Annotated in this window: 13 protein-coding genes and 1 pseudogene; 4 read left to right on the top strand and 10 right to left on the bottom strand. The window is 69.4% G+C overall.

The window, feature by feature from the left end; all coding sequences use genetic code 11:
• Window positions 1-1,379 (bottom strand): annotated as a pseudogene (locus GT354_RS14650) (hypothetical protein); the annotation flags it as partial.
• A gap of 371 nt (window positions 1,380-1,750) precedes the next feature.
• Here GT354_RS14650 and gabT point away from each other — a divergent pair.
• Window positions 1,751-3,112: a 4-aminobutyrate--2-oxoglutarate transaminase gene (gene gabT / locus GT354_RS14645; RefSeq protein ID WP_161356746.1), complete on the top strand. Its 1,362-nt coding sequence runs from the start codon at window positions 1,751-1,753 to the stop codon at window positions 3,110-3,112.
• Between the two features lie 179 nt (window positions 3,113-3,291).
• Here gabT and GT354_RS14640 read toward each other — a convergent pair whose 3' ends face one another.
• Entirely contained in the window at window positions 3,292-3,690 is a 399-nt protein-coding gene (locus GT354_RS14640) for an STAS domain-containing protein (RefSeq protein ID WP_161356745.1), read from the bottom strand.
• A 597-nt stretch (window positions 3,691-4,287) separates the two neighbouring features.
• Here GT354_RS14640 and GT354_RS14635 point away from each other — a divergent pair.
• Window positions 4,288-4,914: a phosphatase PAP2 family protein gene (locus tag GT354_RS14635; protein ID WP_161356744.1), complete on the top strand. Its 627-nt coding sequence runs from the start codon at window positions 4,288-4,290 to the stop codon at window positions 4,912-4,914.
• Here the strand turns inward: GT354_RS14635 and GT354_RS14630 are convergent.
• Window positions 4,844-5,773, bottom strand: coding sequence for a nitronate monooxygenase (locus GT354_RS14630; protein ID WP_161356743.1), 930 nt, complete (start codon window positions 5,771-5,773; stop codon window positions 4,844-4,846). The genes GT354_RS14635 and GT354_RS14630 overlap by 71 nt on opposite strands.
• Window positions 5,774-6,038: 265 nt before the next feature.
• Between GT354_RS14630 and GT354_RS14625 the strand changes: the two genes are divergently transcribed.
• Entirely contained in the window at window positions 6,039-7,463 is a 1,425-nt protein-coding gene (locus tag GT354_RS14625; protein ID WP_161356742.1) for an APC family permease, read from the top strand.
• A 136-nt stretch (window positions 7,464-7,599) separates the two neighbouring features.
• On the opposite strand, the gene GT354_RS14620 is transcribed toward GT354_RS14625, so the two are convergent.
• The 7 genes from GT354_RS14620 to GT354_RS14590 all read right to left on the bottom strand — a co-directional run bounded on the left by GT354_RS14620 (window position 7,600) and on the right by GT354_RS14590 (window position 14,143).
• A complete protein-coding gene (locus GT354_RS14620; RefSeq protein WP_161356741.1) occupies window positions 7,600-8,394 on the bottom strand; it encodes a tyrosine-protein phosphatase in 795 nt (264 codons plus the stop codon).
• 61 nt (window positions 8,395-8,455) lie between these two features.
• Complete coding sequence (locus tag GT354_RS14615; RefSeq protein WP_161356740.1) at window positions 8,456-9,397, bottom strand: metallophosphoesterase; 942 nt, start codon at window positions 9,395-9,397, stop codon at window positions 8,456-8,458.
• A gap of 168 nt (window positions 9,398-9,565) precedes the next feature.
• Window positions 9,566-11,068, bottom strand: a complete 1,503-nt coding sequence (locus GT354_RS14610; protein ID WP_161356739.1) for a CoA-acylating methylmalonate-semialdehyde dehydrogenase — start codon at window positions 11,066-11,068, stop codon at window positions 9,566-9,568.
• Window positions 11,069-11,432: 364 nt separating this feature from the next.
• Window positions 11,433-12,035, bottom strand: coding sequence for a hypothetical protein (locus GT354_RS14605; protein WP_161356738.1), 603 nt, complete (start codon window positions 12,033-12,035; stop codon window positions 11,433-11,435).
• A 27-nt stretch (window positions 12,036-12,062) separates the two neighbouring features.
• Window positions 12,063-12,311, bottom strand: a complete 249-nt coding sequence (locus GT354_RS14600; protein ID WP_161356737.1) for a hypothetical protein — start codon at window positions 12,309-12,311, stop codon at window positions 12,063-12,065.
• A gap of 9 nt (window positions 12,312-12,320) precedes the next feature.
• A complete protein-coding gene (locus GT354_RS14595) occupies window positions 12,321-13,001 on the bottom strand; it encodes a response regulator transcription factor (RefSeq protein WP_161356736.1) in 681 nt (226 codons plus the stop codon).
• Entirely contained in the window at window positions 12,992-14,143 is a 1,152-nt protein-coding gene (locus GT354_RS14590) for a histidine kinase (protein WP_161356735.1), read from the bottom strand. The genes GT354_RS14595 and GT354_RS14590 overlap by 10 nt, the downstream gene beginning before the upstream one ends.
• Window positions 14,144-14,308: 165 nt before the next feature.
• On the opposite strand from GT354_RS14590, the gene GT354_RS14585 reads away from it, so the two are divergent.
• Window positions 14,309-15,586, top strand: coding sequence for a serine hydrolase domain-containing protein (locus GT354_RS14585; RefSeq protein WP_161356734.1), 1,278 nt, complete (start codon window positions 14,309-14,311; stop codon window positions 15,584-15,586).
• Window positions 15,587-15,995: the final 409 nt, after the last annotated feature.

Raw genomic sequence — 15,995 nt, 5'->3', positions numbered from 1 at the left:
GCGGCGGCGAGCCGGTCGGCGGCGTCCTCGGGCGACGCGGCCCCGCCGTACAGGTCCAGGCCCGAGGGCGAGTCGGGGTTGCCCACCACGATCTCGCGGTCCCAGCCGTCGAGGCGTTCGAACTCGTCGCCCTTGCCGTCGATCACCACGAGCGACGCGGTGCCGGCGAGCGCGCGCAGGCTCATCGTCTCGATCACGGGTTCGAGCAGTCGGGCGGGCTCGCCGGCCCGCGCCGCGCCGACCACGATCATCGAGGTGCCCAGCGACTGGGGGTCCAGGGCGAAGCCGGTGCCGCGGTAGACGGCGTCGTTCTTCGGGTCGGCGGTGCCCGTGCCGATCCGGACCTGGCCGGTGAGCAGGTCGTGATGGGACCGGCGCGGTCGTACGTCGCGTTGTCCCGATCCGTGCCGACACGCCGCGGCCCCGTTGTCGGCGATCTCCTCGGCGACGTCGGCGAGGTATTCGCGGTCGTGGTCGCCGGCCTCGATGACCCGGCGCAGGCGCAGGTAGTCGACGTCGCGCAGGCGCCCGGTGTCGGCCTCGTCGTCGAGCAGGTCGGCCGCCTCGTGCTGTCCGGCCTCGCGCAGTTCGGGCCACAGGTCGGCGTCGGGCGCGCTCTCGTCGTCGCCCTCGGGCCCGGGCACGCCCTCGCGCGGGGTGAGCAGGTACGGCTTGAGCACGACGCCCCACCGCCCCAACCACGCGGCGTCGGCGAGGAACGCGCCGTTGTACAGGAGCCGGACCAGCCACTGCCAGTCGTGCAGCAGCGAGCGCGGGAAGATCAGCAGGAGCAGTTCCACGAACGGGGTCATCAGTGCCATCCACAGCACGAATCCCACGACCAGGAACAGCGCGGCCCGGCGCACCTGTTCGGGGCGCGGGCGTCCGTTCAGCTCGGCGCGCCGATCCATCCGCTGCCAGTACGGGCGCAGGTAGGGCCACACGAGTTCGTGCCAGCGGCCCAGGTAGGCGTACAGCGGGATCAACACGACGTAGGGCACGACGTAGAGCAGGACCGACCACAGGAACTCGGGCATGGTCTTCATGACCAGCCAGACGTAGACGTAGAGCGCCCCGGTGAACGTGAACAGGGCCACCACGAGCCACAGCGCCGCGCGCCGGATCAGCGTCGCGTCGGGCCGCACCCGGGCCTCGCGCTCGATCCGCGCCTGCTTGATCCGCCGCGCGTCGCGCCCGAAGCCGTACACGCCGGGGGCCTCGCTGTGCCGCGGGGTGCGAAGCCACGTCCGCAGGTCGAAGGCGTCGCCGGCCCGGCGCGGGGCGGGCGGCACGCGCGCCGGCGTGGTCCGCTCGCGCCGCCCGGACGCCTTGGCGTCCGTCGTCTCGAAAGCCGGCGAGCCCGGCCGTTCCACGTCCACGTCACGCCCTCCCGGAACCACGCCCTCCGACCGAACTCAATGTAGGCGCCCGACCCTGTGTCGTGATGATCATTCCGGCACGATTCCTCGGCGTGTTCGGTTGCGTGTTCCCCCCGGGGTGTTCCCGGTGGGCATTTGTCCATCCCGGACACAAGCAACCGGGTGATTGACCACAGCGGCGCATGCGTCGGTGCCGACACCGCCCCTAGCCTGACGAGTAGTGACGAGTAGTGCCGTCACAGCGAACAGGCCGTCCTGGCCGACAGTGCCGTCACCGCCGACGGCGCCGTCACGGCCGAGAGAGCCGGCACAGCCGAAAACGGGGCCGCGGTTTCGCCGCGATCCCCCACCACAACCCACAGGAGACCAGCATGGGCGCCTCGCAGCCCGGTGGGCCCTCGCTCCCGCAGGAGCGCCGGCTCGTCACCGCCATCCCCGGCCCCAAGTCGACCGAGCTCATGGCCCGCCGGAACCAGGCGGTCCCGCGCGGTGTCAGCACGACCCTGCCGGTCTTCGTGACCCAGGCCGGCGGCGGTGTGGTGGTGGACGTGGACGACAACTCGCTGATCGACTTCGGCTCGGGTATCGCCGTGACCAGTGTCGGCAACGCGGCGGAGGGCGTTGTGCGCCGCGCGTCGGAGCAGCTGCAGCGGTTCACCCACACGTGTTTCATGGTGACCCCGTACGAGTCGTACGTGGCCGTCGCCGAGCAACTCAACGAGCTGACCCCGGGTGACCACGACAAGCGCACCGCGCTGTTCAACTCCGGCGCCGAGGCGGTGGAGAACGCGATCAAGATCGCGCGGGCGCACACCAAGCGCCCCGCGGTGGTCGTGTTCGACCACGGCTACCACGGTCGGACCAACCTGACGATGGCCCTGACGGCGAAGAACATGCCGTACAAGGAGTCGTTCGGCCCGTTCGCGCCCGAGGTCTACCGCGTCCCGGTCGCCTACCCCTACCGCTGGCTCACCGGCGCCGAGGACTGCGCCGACGAGGCCGCCGCGCAGGCGATCGACATCATCACCAAGCAGATCGGCGCGCACAACGTCGCGGCCGTGGTGATCGAGCCCATCCTGGGCGAGGGCGGCTTCATCGAGCCGGCCAAGGGCTTCCTGCCCAAGATCGTCGAGTTCTGCAAGGCCAACGGCATCGTCTTCGTCGCGGACGAGATTCAGACCGGTTTCTGCCGGACCGGCCAGTGGTTCGCGTGTGAGGACGAGGGCATCGTCCCCGACCTGATCACCACCGCCAAGGGCATCGCGGGCGGCCTGCCGCTCGCCGCCGTCACGGGCCGCGCCGAGATCATGGACGCCGCCCACGCGGGTGGCCTCGGTGGCACGTACGGCGGCAACCCGGTCGCGTGCGCCGCGGCGCTCGGCGCGATCGAGACCATGCGCGGCCTCGACCTCAACGGCGCGGCCCGTCGGATCGGCGAGATCATGCTCGGCCGACTCGGCACGATGCAGGACAAGTTCGCCGAGATCGGCGAGGTTCGCGGTCGCGGCGCGATGATCGCGATCGAGCTGGTCGAGCCCGGAACCAAGGAGCCGGCCCCGGAACTGGCCGCCGCGGTCGCCAAGGCGTGCCACGCGCAGGGTCTGCTGGTGCTGACGGCCGGCACCTACGGCAACGTGCTGCGGTTCCTGCCGCCGCTGGTGATCCCGGAGCACCTGCTCGTCGAGGGTCTCGACGTGCTGGAGCAGGCGTTCGCGGACGCGGTCCGAGCCTGAGCCGACGCGGCCCGGGGTCACGCGCTTGGAGCGGACGCGGTCCCGATCCCGGCCCGCGGCACCCGTGACGCACGAATCCCCGCCCACCGGAGCGATCCGGTGGGCGGGGATTTTTCGTGTGTGCGGCGAACTCGGCCGAAAAGCGACGTTCACCGCCGGGACGGCGGCGAGCGGGTCGGTCAGATCCGCGGCCGGCGCTGCGCCGGGGCGATCCGCTCGACCATGGTCAGGCCCGGTACGGCATCCCAGCCGCACAACCCGAGCACCCGGACCATCTGCCGGCTCGCGCCGACGAGCACCATGCGACCGTCGCGCAGGGCGAGCGCGCCGGCTTGGTCGACGAACACGCGCAAACCGGCGACGTCGATGAAGGCGAGCTTGCTCACGTCCACCCGGATGTCACCGCCGTCGCGCGCGGCCGATGCGAGGACTCGTCGGACCACGTCCACGTTGGCGAGGTCGATCTCGCCTTCGAGGCGCAGCCCACGCGGCCGGGTCGTGCGCACGACGCGCAGTTGGCGGTCACTGGTCAGGACCACGCCCGTCGAACCGGCGCCCCGACCCGGTCGGGGCTCCACCGAGGAATCGAACACGGAACCGCCCGCCTTGACGCCCTTGGAAACCACCGGAATCTCGGTCCGGCGGACGCGCCCGCTCCCCGCGGGGGCCGGGATGCACGGCACGCGGTATGTCGAGTAATCGGACTCTTCAACCACCTGGCCAACCCTACCTTTGCGTGCTGACAGCAGAGGGGCGATCAGCGACATTGCGTCAATGCCACGTCACTCAAGCCACCGTCGATTTGTCCTACTAACAGATATTCTCCGAATGCTTGGACCCGTAGGGGTAAACGGGCTCACGTGATACACGCTGTGACGCCGCTCACACCCGCCCAGCCCCAAGGTACCGCGCGCATCTCTCGCCTTCCAGAGCGTGGAGAACGTGTGCAGGCTTTGTGACAAGGCCGCCATCAGGGAACTTGTCGCCCCACCTGCCGCGTATCTTCGAGTGAGATGCACAGACCTTCCTCCGACACCGGCCCTGAGCAAGCCGGTGGCCGCCCCGGGACAACGCCCCCCGTTCCGGGGCGGTGGTCTGTTCACTCACAGTACACGCGTGGCCTCGGACTGCCGCTGATTCTCCTGTTCGCCCTCGCGGCGCTCACCATTCAGGTAGTGGCCGAAAGCGGGCCCTCGATCGCCCTCGATCGCATCGTTCGCGACGGCGTGCGCGACCTCGCCGCCCGCTCCGACCTGGCCTGGCTCGACGATCCGATGCACACGATCGCCGATCTCGGCGGGCCGGTCCCGGCCGGCATCGTCCTCGCCGCGGCGACGCTGTTCGCCGCGTGTCGGCTCCGCCGGGCGTACCCGGTGCCGCTCGCGCTCGGCGCGGTCGCGGTGGTGCTGGTCGGCGTGATCGGCGGCAAGGACCTGATCGGCCGGCCGGGCCCCGGCGAATCGCCGGTGACCGCCGACCAGTGGGGATTCTTCCCGTCGGGGCACACCGCGACCTCGACGGTCTGTTATGGCCTCGGCGCGCTGCTCGTCGGGCGTGTCGTGTCGGCGCCCGCACGCCGCCGCCTGCGCGTCGGCGTGACGCTGCTGTGCGTGCTGATCGGCTTCTCGCTGCTGTGGTGCCACTACCACTGGTTGGCCGATGTGCTCGCGGCGTGGGCACTGTGCGGGATCGTGCTGTGGGCCGCGGCCCTGGTCCCGGTGCGAGCCCGGCTCAGACCTCGGCCGCCCGCTTCGCCGCCGTCTCCATCGCCGCGCGAAAGCCCGACATCGTCCGATCGATGATCGCGGCCGCGGTCTCGACCTCGTGTACGAGCCCGACCGACTGACCCGCGGACGCGAGCGACGCCTCCATCTCACCGTCGAAATACAGCCGCTTCACCGCCGCCAGGGAACTGTTCGCGGGCCCGCCGGAGGCGACGAGCGCGCGGGAGAACGCGGTGCCGAGCACCCGCATGGTGGGGCTCCCCGTGCGGTTGACCACGACCGTGCCGGTCTCGTCCGCGTCGAGCACGGCCTGCTTGTAGTGCGCGTGCACCGGGCTCTCGGCGCACGCGAGGAACCGCGTGCCCATCTGTACGGCTTCCGCGCCGAGCGCGAACGCGGCGGCCATGCCCCGGCCGTCCACGATCCCGCCGGCCGCCACCATCGGCAGGTCGGTGATCTCGCGGATGCCCTGGAGCAGCACGAGCAGCGACACCTCGGCCGGGTTCTTGAAGCCGCCGCCCTCCGCGCCCTCGACCACGAGACCGTCCACGCCGGCGCCGATCGCCTTGCGCGCGGCCCGGATCGACGGGACCACGTGATACACCGTCAGGCCGTGCTCCTTGAGCAGGTCGACGAACGTCGCCGGGTTGCCCGCCGACGTCGTCACGAACCGCACGCCCGCGTCGGCCACGTGCCGCACCAAACGGTCGTCGCGCAGGAACATCAGCGGCAGATTGACCCCGAACGGCAGCCGTGCAGCGACCATCGTGTCGATCTCGCGGCGGCACGCGTCCACCTCGCCGGACGACGTCTCGATCATGCCGAGCCCGCCCGCGGTGGACACCGCCGAGGCCAGCCGGGACCGGGCTATCCACCCCATCGGGGCCTGGATGACCGGCACACGTGCGCCGGTATGGGTGAGGACACGGTTGGCCATGGGGCGGAGGGTATCGCCAGGTGAATTGTGAGGGAACTTTTCCCGCAGTTCAGTCTGCGGATTACGTGCCGTCAGATGCCAGCTTAAAGCGTTATTCGGGGAAATCTGTGCCTACAACCTACGGAATCAGTTGCTAACGGGATCTTGACGCATGATCAAACGGGCGTTTGTATTACCGGCGCACCGCTCGGAAGGTTTCGACGGCTGCTCCACATCCGTCCCGGAGGCGATAACCGCACCCCGCCGGCCTTTCGAGGTAGCGCACATGGCTGTAGAAACAACCCCACCGCCGCCCGGGACCTCGACTCCGACAGCAGTCACCACTCTCGACGGCAGTGGCGCGGGGCCCGCACCGCTCAAGCGATCCATCGGGGTCCTCGGCGGCACGCTGCTCACGCTTTCCTGTCTGACCCCCGCGTCGTCCCTGTTCGTGATCGTGCCCGACATGTTCCTCGACCTCGGCTCAGGCGTATCGCTGGCCCTGATCGTCGCGGCCGTGCTGTGCGTGGGCGTCGCGTTCTGCTACTCCGAACTCGGCACCCTCGTGCCCAGCGCCGGCGGCGAGTACGCCATGGTCGGCACCCTCATGGGCCGCTTCATGGCCTGGCTCGTCTTCGTCATCGCCACCATCGTGGTGATGGTCGTGCCCCCGATCATCGCGTTGGGCACCGCCGACTATCTGACCTCGATCGTGACGATCGACAAGATGTGGGCCGGCGCCGCGGTGATGATCCTGGCCACCGTGATGGGCCTGCTCGATCTGCGCGCGAACGCGTGGGTGACCGGCATCTTCCTGGCCCTGGAGGTCATCGCCGCGGGCGTGGTCGCCTTCCTCGGCTTCGCGAACAGCAACCAGCCCTTCTCGACGCTGGTCAAGCCCGAGATCGTCGATGCCGCCACGCACACCTCCGACCCGATCACGATGGGCGTCCTGATCGCCGGCATGGCCGGCGCGCTCTTCGCCCTGCAAGGCTTCTCCACCGCGGTCTACCTCGCCGAGGAGATGGAGAACCCGCGCCGCACCGTCTCGCGCACGGTGTTGTGGACGCTCGGTCTCGGCGGCCTGGTGCTGATCGTCCCGACCGTCGCGATCTCGCTCGGCGCGCCGAGCCAGGAGGCACTCGCCGAGGGTGACTTCCTGAGCATCGTCGAGGGCTGGGCCGGGCACGGTACGGCGACCTTCGTGGGTCTGTGCGTCGCGCTCGCGATCATCAACGCCGGCGTGGTGATGGTGATCCAGAACTCGCGCGTGGTCTACGCGTCGGCCCGGGACAGGGCGTGGCCCGAGCCGGTGAACCGGGCGTTCGGCAAGGTCAACCGCTTCGGCTCGCCGTGGATCTCCACGCTGGTCGTGGGTGTGCCCGGCGCGCTGCTGTGCTTCGTCACGCTGGACACCCTCGAGGACGTCACCGGGGTCGCGGTGGCCGCTCTGTACCTGGTCGTTGCGATCGCGGCGCTCTATGCCCGGCGCGGCGTACACAAGAGCGCCCAGGCGTGGCGGATGCCGCTTTGGCCGGTGATCCCGATCCTGCTGATCGCGTTCATGGTGTACGTCCTGACCAAGCAGGAGCCCAAGGCCCTGCTCATCAGCGGCGGGGTGCTCGTCGTCGCGGCGCTGTACTGGCTTCTGTACCTGCGTCCGCGGCAGGACACCCGCTGGAAGATCCAGCTGATGGCCGACGACTCCTGAGAGTCCTGAGAGTCCTGAGACTCCTGCGACTCCTGCGACTCCCTGAGTCTCCTGAGTCTCCCGAGTCGACGGCGAGTGACCACCGAGGGCGGTGCCTCCCACGCGGGGGCGCCGCCCTCGGCCCGTCCGAGTCGGCTCAGTCCTCCAACAGCGCGGTGCGCAACCGGGCGAGCCGGTCCGCGTCCAGGCCGAGCCCCTGGTCGAGATACGCCTCGAAACTGCCCCAGTGCGTGTCCATCACCTCCAGTGCCCCGCGCAGGTATTCCTCGCGGACCTCCAGGAACGGCTGGAACAACTCCAACAGGCCCGGCCGCATCGCGAGTTTGTCGGTGTTGGGCTCGTAGCGGTTCTCCGGCGCGTTGCTCACCAGGTAGTTCGCGATCACGTCGTCGTGCGAGACGCCGACGATGCGCTGCACGAGAGCGGCCGCGATGCCCGCGCGGTCCTTGCCGGCGGAGCAGTGCACGACGACCGGCAGGCCGTCGGCGTCGGTCAGCGCGCGCAGCAATTGCGCGTGCTTGTGCACACGAGTCACCACCTGGTCGCGGTAGTCGGCCGCGATCGACTTCTCCGCGCGCCCGTTGCCGAGCCGCTCGCGCAGCACGCTCATGTCGGCGTTGCGGATCTCGCTGAAGAAGTCGGAGTGCCGCGCGGGGTCGGACATCGACAGGTTCAACCAGCGCGCACCGTCGGGCAGTACGTCGGCGCCGTCCAGTTCGATGTCGGCCGGGCTGCGCAGGTCCACCACGAGCCGGATGCCGAGGCCGGCCAGGGCCGCCTTGTCGGCCTCGGTGGGCGTGCCGAGGTGGCCGCTGCGGAAATAGCGTCCCGCGCGCATGCGGCGGCCGTCGGCGGTGGGCAGGCCGGCTGTGTCGCGAAAGTTGCGGACCCCTTCTAGAGTGAGTCCGGCGTTCGCCTGATGCTGTGTCACGTGTCTCCTCGTACCGATCCGACCGGGGCGTCCTGGACACCTCGGGCCTGCCGTGGGCGGTTCACGCGCCGCGCACCGGGCGCGGTTCACCAAAGCGCTGCTCGAACTGCTCGTCCGTCATCTCGCGCATGTCCTCGATCGTCACCACACCCAACATCAGGTCGGTGAGGAAGCGCGGCGCGGGCTTGGCCCGCATGGCGTCGGTGATCGGGCCGGGCGCGGTGTGCGCCGCCGACTCGACGCGGCCGTCGGCGTACAGGGTGAACGTGCGGTAGCCGGGGCCGTCGAAGTGCTTGCCCGTGTAGTCGATGCTGTACGTCGTCGACGGGGCCACGAACACCGGTACGCCGCCGAACTCGCCTTCCAGGCTGCCGTGCAGGTGACCGCCGGAGATCGCCCGGATGTGTGGGAAGTCGCGTAGCAGCGCGCCGAGCCGACCGGAGGGGTCCAGGCTCGGGCAGATCGACGCCAACGGCGGTTGGTGCACGAACAGCAGCACGTGCTCGGCGTCCGAGTCCGCCAGGATCGCGCGCATGCGGGCATCCTCGGCGGGGCTCAACTCGGGGCCGTCGGCGCGGGTCATCCGGTCGTCGAGGTCGCGGTACACGCCCTCGCCGACGTGTTCGCGGCCGAGCGCGTTGGTGTCGACCATGAGCAGCAGCCACGACCCGATCCGCACCGCGGGCTCCAGGTGGACCGTGGTTCGCGGCAGGCCGGCCGTGTACGCGTCGTGGCTGTCGTGGTTGCCGGGAAGGCAGTACACCGGCACCGGAAGCGTCGCCAGGACGTCACCCAGTCGCCGGTACGCGCCGGGCTCGCCGGTGTCGGCGAGGTCGCCCGAGGCGACCAGGACGTCGGCCGCGGCGATCGCGTCGGCGGCGTCCGCGAGCGCGGCCGCGAGGCCGGCGTCCGGGTCGTGTTGGACGAACCCGTGCGTACCGGGCTGGTCCCGGTAGTGCACGTCGGAGATCTGGATCAAACGAATAGCGGTATCGCCGGTCATGCCCCGCACCCCTGTCACGAACGTGAACGGCCGTCGACTGATCATCTGACGACCCGTCACGCATGCTGCCAGGGAAGGCGTTCGGAAGAAATGGCGAAGCCCGCTCGACCACGTCTTCGGGGTCGGGCGGGCTGCGCACGGGCGAGTTTTCGCAGGCGGTCGAAACCGTCAGTCGTTGGTCGGGAAGCCCAGGTTGATGCCGCCGTGGCTCGGGTCCAACCAGCGCTGGGTAACGACCTTGCCGCGGGTGAAGAACTGCACGCCGTCGGCGCCGTACGCGTGCAGGTCGCCGAAGAGCGAGTTCTTCCAACCGCCGAACGAGTAGTAGGCGACCGGGACCGGAATCGGCACGTTGATGCCGATCATGCCGACCTCGACCTCGTTCTGGAACTTGCGGGCCGCGCCACCGTCGTTGGTGAAGATCGCGGTGCCGTTGCCGTACGGGTTGGCGTTGATCAGGGCCAGGCCCTCGTCGTACGACTGGACCCGCAGCACGGCCAGCACCGGGCCGAAGATCTCCTCGGTGTAGATCGACATCTCGGGGGTGACGTTGTCGAACAGCGTCGGGCCGACCCAGAAGCCGTCCGTGACGTCGTCGCCGTCGATGGGGTGCTCGCGACCGTCTACGACGACCTTCGCGCCCTGGTCCACGCCGGCCTGGATGTAGCCGAGCACCTTGTCCGCGTGCTGGCGGGTGACCAGCGGGCCCATCTCGGACGTGGCGGCGCAGCCCGCGCCGACGCGCAGCTTGGTCATCCGCTCCTTGATCTTGGCGATCAGGTCGTCGGCGATCGGCTCGACCGCGACCAGGGCCGAGATCGCCATGCACCGCTCACCGGCCGCGCCGAAGCCGGCGTTGACCGCGGCGTCGGCGACCAGGTCGAGGTCGGCGTCCGGGAGCACCAGCATGTGGTTCTTGGCGCCGCCGAGGGCCTGCACACGCTTGCCGTAGCGGGTGCCGTTCTCGTAGACGTACTTGGCGATCGGGGTCGAACCGACGAAGGACACCGACTTGACGTCGGGGTGCTCCAGGATGCGGTCGACGGCGACCTTGTCACCGTGCACGACGTTGAAGACACCCTCGGGCAGACCGGCCTGCTTCCACAGATCGGCGAGGAAGTTCGCGGTCGAGGGGTCCTTCTCGCTCGGCTTGAGGATCACCGTGTTGCCGGTGGCGATCGCGATCGGGAAGAACCACATCGGGACCATCGCCGGGAAGTTGAACGGCGAGATGATCGCGACGGGCCCGAGCGGCTGGCGGATCGAGTAGACGTCGATGCCGGTCGACGCCTGCTCGGAGTGGCCGCCCTTCTGCAAGTGCGGAATCCCGCAGGCGAGTTCGACGACCTCCTGGCCGCGGGCGATCTCGCCGAGCGCGTCCGAGTGCACCTTGCCGTGCTCGGCGACGATGATCGCCGCGAGCTCGTCCTTCTTGGCGTTGAGCAGCTCCCGGAAGTTGAACAGCACGGTCGAACGCTTGGCGAGCGACGCGTTCTTCCACGTGGCGAACGCACGGACCGCGACGCTGACCGCCTCGTCCACCTCGGCCACCGACGCGAAGTCGACGGTCCCGGTGACCTTGCCGGTGGCCGGGTTGTAGATATCGCCGCGGCGCTCAGAGGTGCCGACCCACTCGGCACCACCGATCCAGTGCGTGACGTGCTTGCTCATGGTGCCTCCGGGACGAATCGCGTGCGCATGACCGTGCAGGGCACAAAAGCCCCGTCCGGGCCAGTCTCACCCCTACGCAACCCACCCTCAACCACCACTCTGTCGGCCATTACACCCCGAGCCTTACAGACCGCCAAGTCTGCGGTCGCGGCTCGCGAGTGCCCCGAACAGCGCTGGACGCGAAACAAAGGAGGTGGGGTTGGATGGTGTGTTCCCTTCGCCGCGGAATGCCTGCTAGGTCGCCAAACCGCATTCGCTTCGGCGTTGTGACCCGCGCACCGGTGGGATAGGCGCTGCCGGCGAGTTCGGCCTGGGCGGCGGGACCGACCGCTACGAGGTCGCAACGAAGGACTGCACGACGACCTCATGACCCTGATCGCCGCTGAAATATACGCGCCCGCCGGGCCTTGCTCTCCTCTTCGGGCGTGCTCGTGTGCTGGGGAACGTTGGCTCGCGTAAACAAGCCGCAATCCTCGCTGCCAGGCAATCGCATAATCCCGCCGTAGACAGGATGGCCGGCGAACAACAAGTCGCCCTGCGTCTCCCCCGTTGGGCCGACCAAATACTTGTCCTCGCCGGAAAATGAGCCCAATGCACGCCCTTTCGGGTCGAGCAACACGATACGCCGGAAACCGCGCCGGCCCATGCCATGTGTCTCCAGTCGATAGCCGTAGCTGCGCCAGGGATACTCCCTCAGCACCCGCTTCGCACCGGAACTGGACCCGGGATAACGGGACTTCAACATCCCGACGTAGACGACAAGGACCACGAGTGCGACCAAGGAGAGGGGACGGTTACCGATCAGCGCGCTCCCTGTACCGATCACCGCAACAGTGCCCAGATGTTGAGCGACAAATCGCCATTCGCGGTGACTTCGGCGGCGTAGGACGGCTTGGGTCTCCGGGTCTTCCAAAGCTGGCCGCTCGTTCGCTGCGGCTACGTCTTCTCCGTTCATCTGGTCACCCATTCCAAGTTGCCCTCAGTCCGACTGCGATCAGCCCAGCACATTCTGAATCCTTGATGTGGATTTCGACACGGCAGCCGGTGTTACGACCGGGTCCGGGCCTTCCCCACCCACCGGCACAAAGGCGATCGTGCTGGCTATGGTCATCGCGATGATCCGGTACTCGTCGGCAAGCTCGACGAACGGCGTCGCCAGTACCAACAGCACGGCCACACCGAGTGCCGGAGTGGGAACCACGATCTTGAACTGGTGCATCCGAACGTTGCCGTCGGCGGCCAAAGCAGCCGCCTACGGATAGGGCGACGACGTCGGGTTGGGCGCGGTGTTGCCGTGGTGGCGGAGGTGGGCCAGAACGGCTCTGACGCGGCGGTGGCCGCTGTCGCCGAGCGACAGGCCGAGCTTGAGGAAGACGTTGCCGATGTGTTTGTGCACGGCGTTGTCGGTGACGACGAGCCGTGCGGCGATGGTCGTGTTGTCGTGCCCCTCGGCCATCAGCGCGAGGACCTCCCGCTCGCGCGCGGTCAGGGCGTCGACGGGGTCACCGCGTGCGGCGAGGAGTTGGGCGATGACCTCGGGGTCCATGGCGGTACCGCCGCCGGCCACCCGCCGTAGTGCCTCGGTGAATTCCCCGACGCGGCTCACCCGGTCCTTGAGCAGGTAGCCGATGCCGCCCCGGGCATCGGCGAGGAGGCGGCCGGCGTATTCCTGCTCCACGTATTGGGACAGGACCAGGACGGGCAGTCCGGGATGGTCCCGGCGGGCCTGGACGGCGGCCCGGATGCCCTCGTCGCGAAAGGTCGGGGGCAGCCGCACGTCCACGATGGTGACGTCCGGTCGGTGGGCCTCGACGGCGGCGAGGAAGCCCGGGGCGTCGGCCGTGATCGCGACGACCTCGAAACCCCGTGAATTGAGCAGGAGTTCGAGCCCGGACGACAGCAGGACGTTGTCCTCGGCGATCACTACCCGCACGGCAACTCCACGGTGACGACGGTCGGCCCGCCCGGCGGGCTGCTGATCTTCATGGTGCCGTCCAAAGCGGCGGCGCGGCGGCGCATACCGTCCAGGCCGGATCCGCGGGTGGCGTCCGCTCCGCCGGTCCCGTCGTCGGCGATCTCCGCGCACAGCAGTACGCCGTCGCGGGCGACGCGAACCGAGGCGTGGGTGGCTCGGCTGTGCCGGGCGATGTTCGCCAGCGCCTCGGTGACAGCGAACCAGGCGACCGCTTCCACCGCCGCGGGGACCTCGTCGAGCGGGCCGATGTCCAGGCGGGTCGGCACCCCGGCCCTGGTGCCCAGGGTGCCGAGCGCGCCGGCGAGGCCCTGGTCGGCCAGGACCGGGGGGTAGATGGTGCGGATGACGGAGCGCAGCTCGGTCATCGCGTCCTCGGTCTCGGTGTGGGCCTGGCGTACCAGCACCGCGGCCGTGTCGGGGTCGTCGGGGAAGCTTTCGCCGGCCACGGCGAGCCGCATCGCGATGGCCACGAGGCGGGCCTGGGCGCCGTCGTGCAGGTCTCGTTCGATCCGGCGGAGTTCCGCGCTGTGCGCCTGTAGGACGTCCGTACGTGTGCGGGTGAGTTCGGTGACGCGTTCGACCAGTTTCTCGTCGGGCGACGGCGCCAGAATCGCGAGGCAGCTCCGGGCGTGTGCTCGGGCGAGCAGCGGCAGCGAGACGGCGGCCAGGGTCGCCAGGAACACGAGGTTCACCAGGCCGAGCGACAACGCGGTGCCCCAGCCGGTGATGGGAAAGCTCACCAGGAACAGCCACGGCGGCGAGGGGAAGGCCCACCACGACACCGTGACGACGGGGGTGAGCAACAGGCCCCCCAGGCAGAACAGGGCAACGGCGCCCGCCGGCAGACCGATGAGCACCTGCGCCACGAGCCAGCCGAGGTTGCGGCGGACGGCCCGGGAACGCGGCTCGACCCGCCGTCCCAGCAGCGCCCCGGCCCGCCGGCGATGCTGCTCCGCCCAGGGCTGTGCGATCACCGGGACGCACAGCAGAGGCGCCGCGACGACCGCCAACGTCGCCGTCACCAACGTGCCCGACAGGTAACGTCCGCTGATCCACGTCTTGGTCCACCATGCGCGGGCCGCGCCGCCTATGCCGAGCACTTGTCTCGCTTTCCTCGGTCGTCTGTCATTCGTCGAACAGGAGGTGGGAGCCCACGTGATGCACCCTAGGTACCGGGCGAACCCGCGGCACTACAGGCAGCTGTACCTTCCGTTCACGAGCCTGCGGTAGCGACCCGCTACCGGGGGCCTACTTAGCGTGTCGCCATGAGATCCACCAGCCGCGCCACAGCGTCGGACCACCCGCAGGCTCCCCCGCCCGACCCGTCCGACGGGCCCGACCGGCAGCGCCGCCGCCGCATCGGCAAACGATGGCCCGCCCTCGCCGCAGCCGTCCTCGTCACCGCCGGCGCGGCCGTCGCCACCCGAATACAGACCGACGGGCACGAAGCGTCCGGGTACGGGCAAGACGACCTGCGCCGGGACGCCGACGCCATCAAGGCGTTGGGCGTCATAGGTGTCCAGGCGAGGCTGAGCACAGTCGGCAACGGTGATGTGGTCGCCACCAGCGGCGTCGCCGAGGCGGGCACGGACCGTCCCGTGCCCCCCGACGGCTACTTCCGAATGGCCAGTACCGGCAAAGCACTTGTGGCCACCGTGGTCCTGCAACTGGTCGACGAGGGCAAACTGAAACTCGAAGACACGGTGGACCACCGATTGCCCGGCCTGGTGAACGGCAACGGCAACGACGGACGCCGCATCACCGTTCGCCAACTCCTCCAACACACCAGTGGCATCCACGACGACGACCTCCCCGGCTTCACCACCCCGCAGGAGTACGACGAGCGCCGCCACGACGCCTACTCGCCCGCACAGATCGTCGCGTTGGCGATGAAGCACCGCCCGGACTTCGAACCCGGCGCCGGGTGGAGCTACTCCAACACCGGCTACGTCCTGCTCGACATGATCATCGAGAAGGTGACCGGTCACCGTTGGCACCAAGAGGTCGAGGACCGGGTCCTGAAACCCCTCGGCATGGAGAACACCTACCTACCGGGCGGCACGCCCACACTCCGCGGCTCACACGCCAACGGCTACCAGGTCTTCCCCTCCGGCGAACGGGTCGACGTCACCGACCTGATCCTCCCGGACCCCGGCAGCTACGTCTCCACCACCGCGGACGTCAACCGCTTCTTCCAAGCCCTACTCGGCGGCAGACTGCTGCCCCGGGCGCGCATGGCCGAGATGCGGGACACCGTCGCGGTCGACGAGGAGATCCAGGCGTTCTGGCCACAGGGACGCTACGGCTTGGGCCTGGTCAACCGGCCGTTGTCCTGCGGCGGCGGCTACTGGAGCCATGAAGGCGGGGACGGCGGCTACATCACCCTGAACGGCGCCACCGACGACGGCGGACGCACCGTCACCGTCTCGATGTCCACCGCATTGAACGACTCGCCCGAGCACGCCCTGCGACAGGAGCAAGCCGCCAGTGGCCTCGTCGACCGGGCACTATGCGACATTCCCGGCAACAGGCCACGCATGTAACGGACTTCCGGTCCCGCAAACACGTGCGTCCGCTCGAATCGGGGCTGTTACAGGGCAGAACGCCGTGTGGGCCCTTGGAACCCAACCGGGCGCGCCGGTCCGGTCGTTGTACCGCTACGTGACGATGTCACCAGGCTGTGACAGCGGTGTCGTGGTCCGACGACCCGGGTATCCGCTCGGCTCACGGCCGCTCCATAGTGGTCGAGCAAGCACCGAGGAGCCGGAATCACTTCGGCTTCAACGACTGGATACTTAGGGGTTTTTCATGTCCGGCAACCGTCGCAGTGCGTTTCTCGCCTCCGCAGCCCTCGTCGCCGGCGCGATGCTGATGACGGCGTGCGACTCGGACTCGGACGCGGCGAAGGGGCCGGCCGCTCCGCAGGCCCCCGCGCCCGCCTCGGCAGGCCAG

It is taken from the genome of Streptomyces sp. SID3343, assembly GCF_009865215.1.
Taxonomy (GTDB): domain Bacteria; phylum Actinomycetota; class Actinomycetes; order Streptomycetales; family Streptomycetaceae; genus Embleya.
This window is presented reverse-complemented; position numbering and strand designations above follow the sequence as displayed.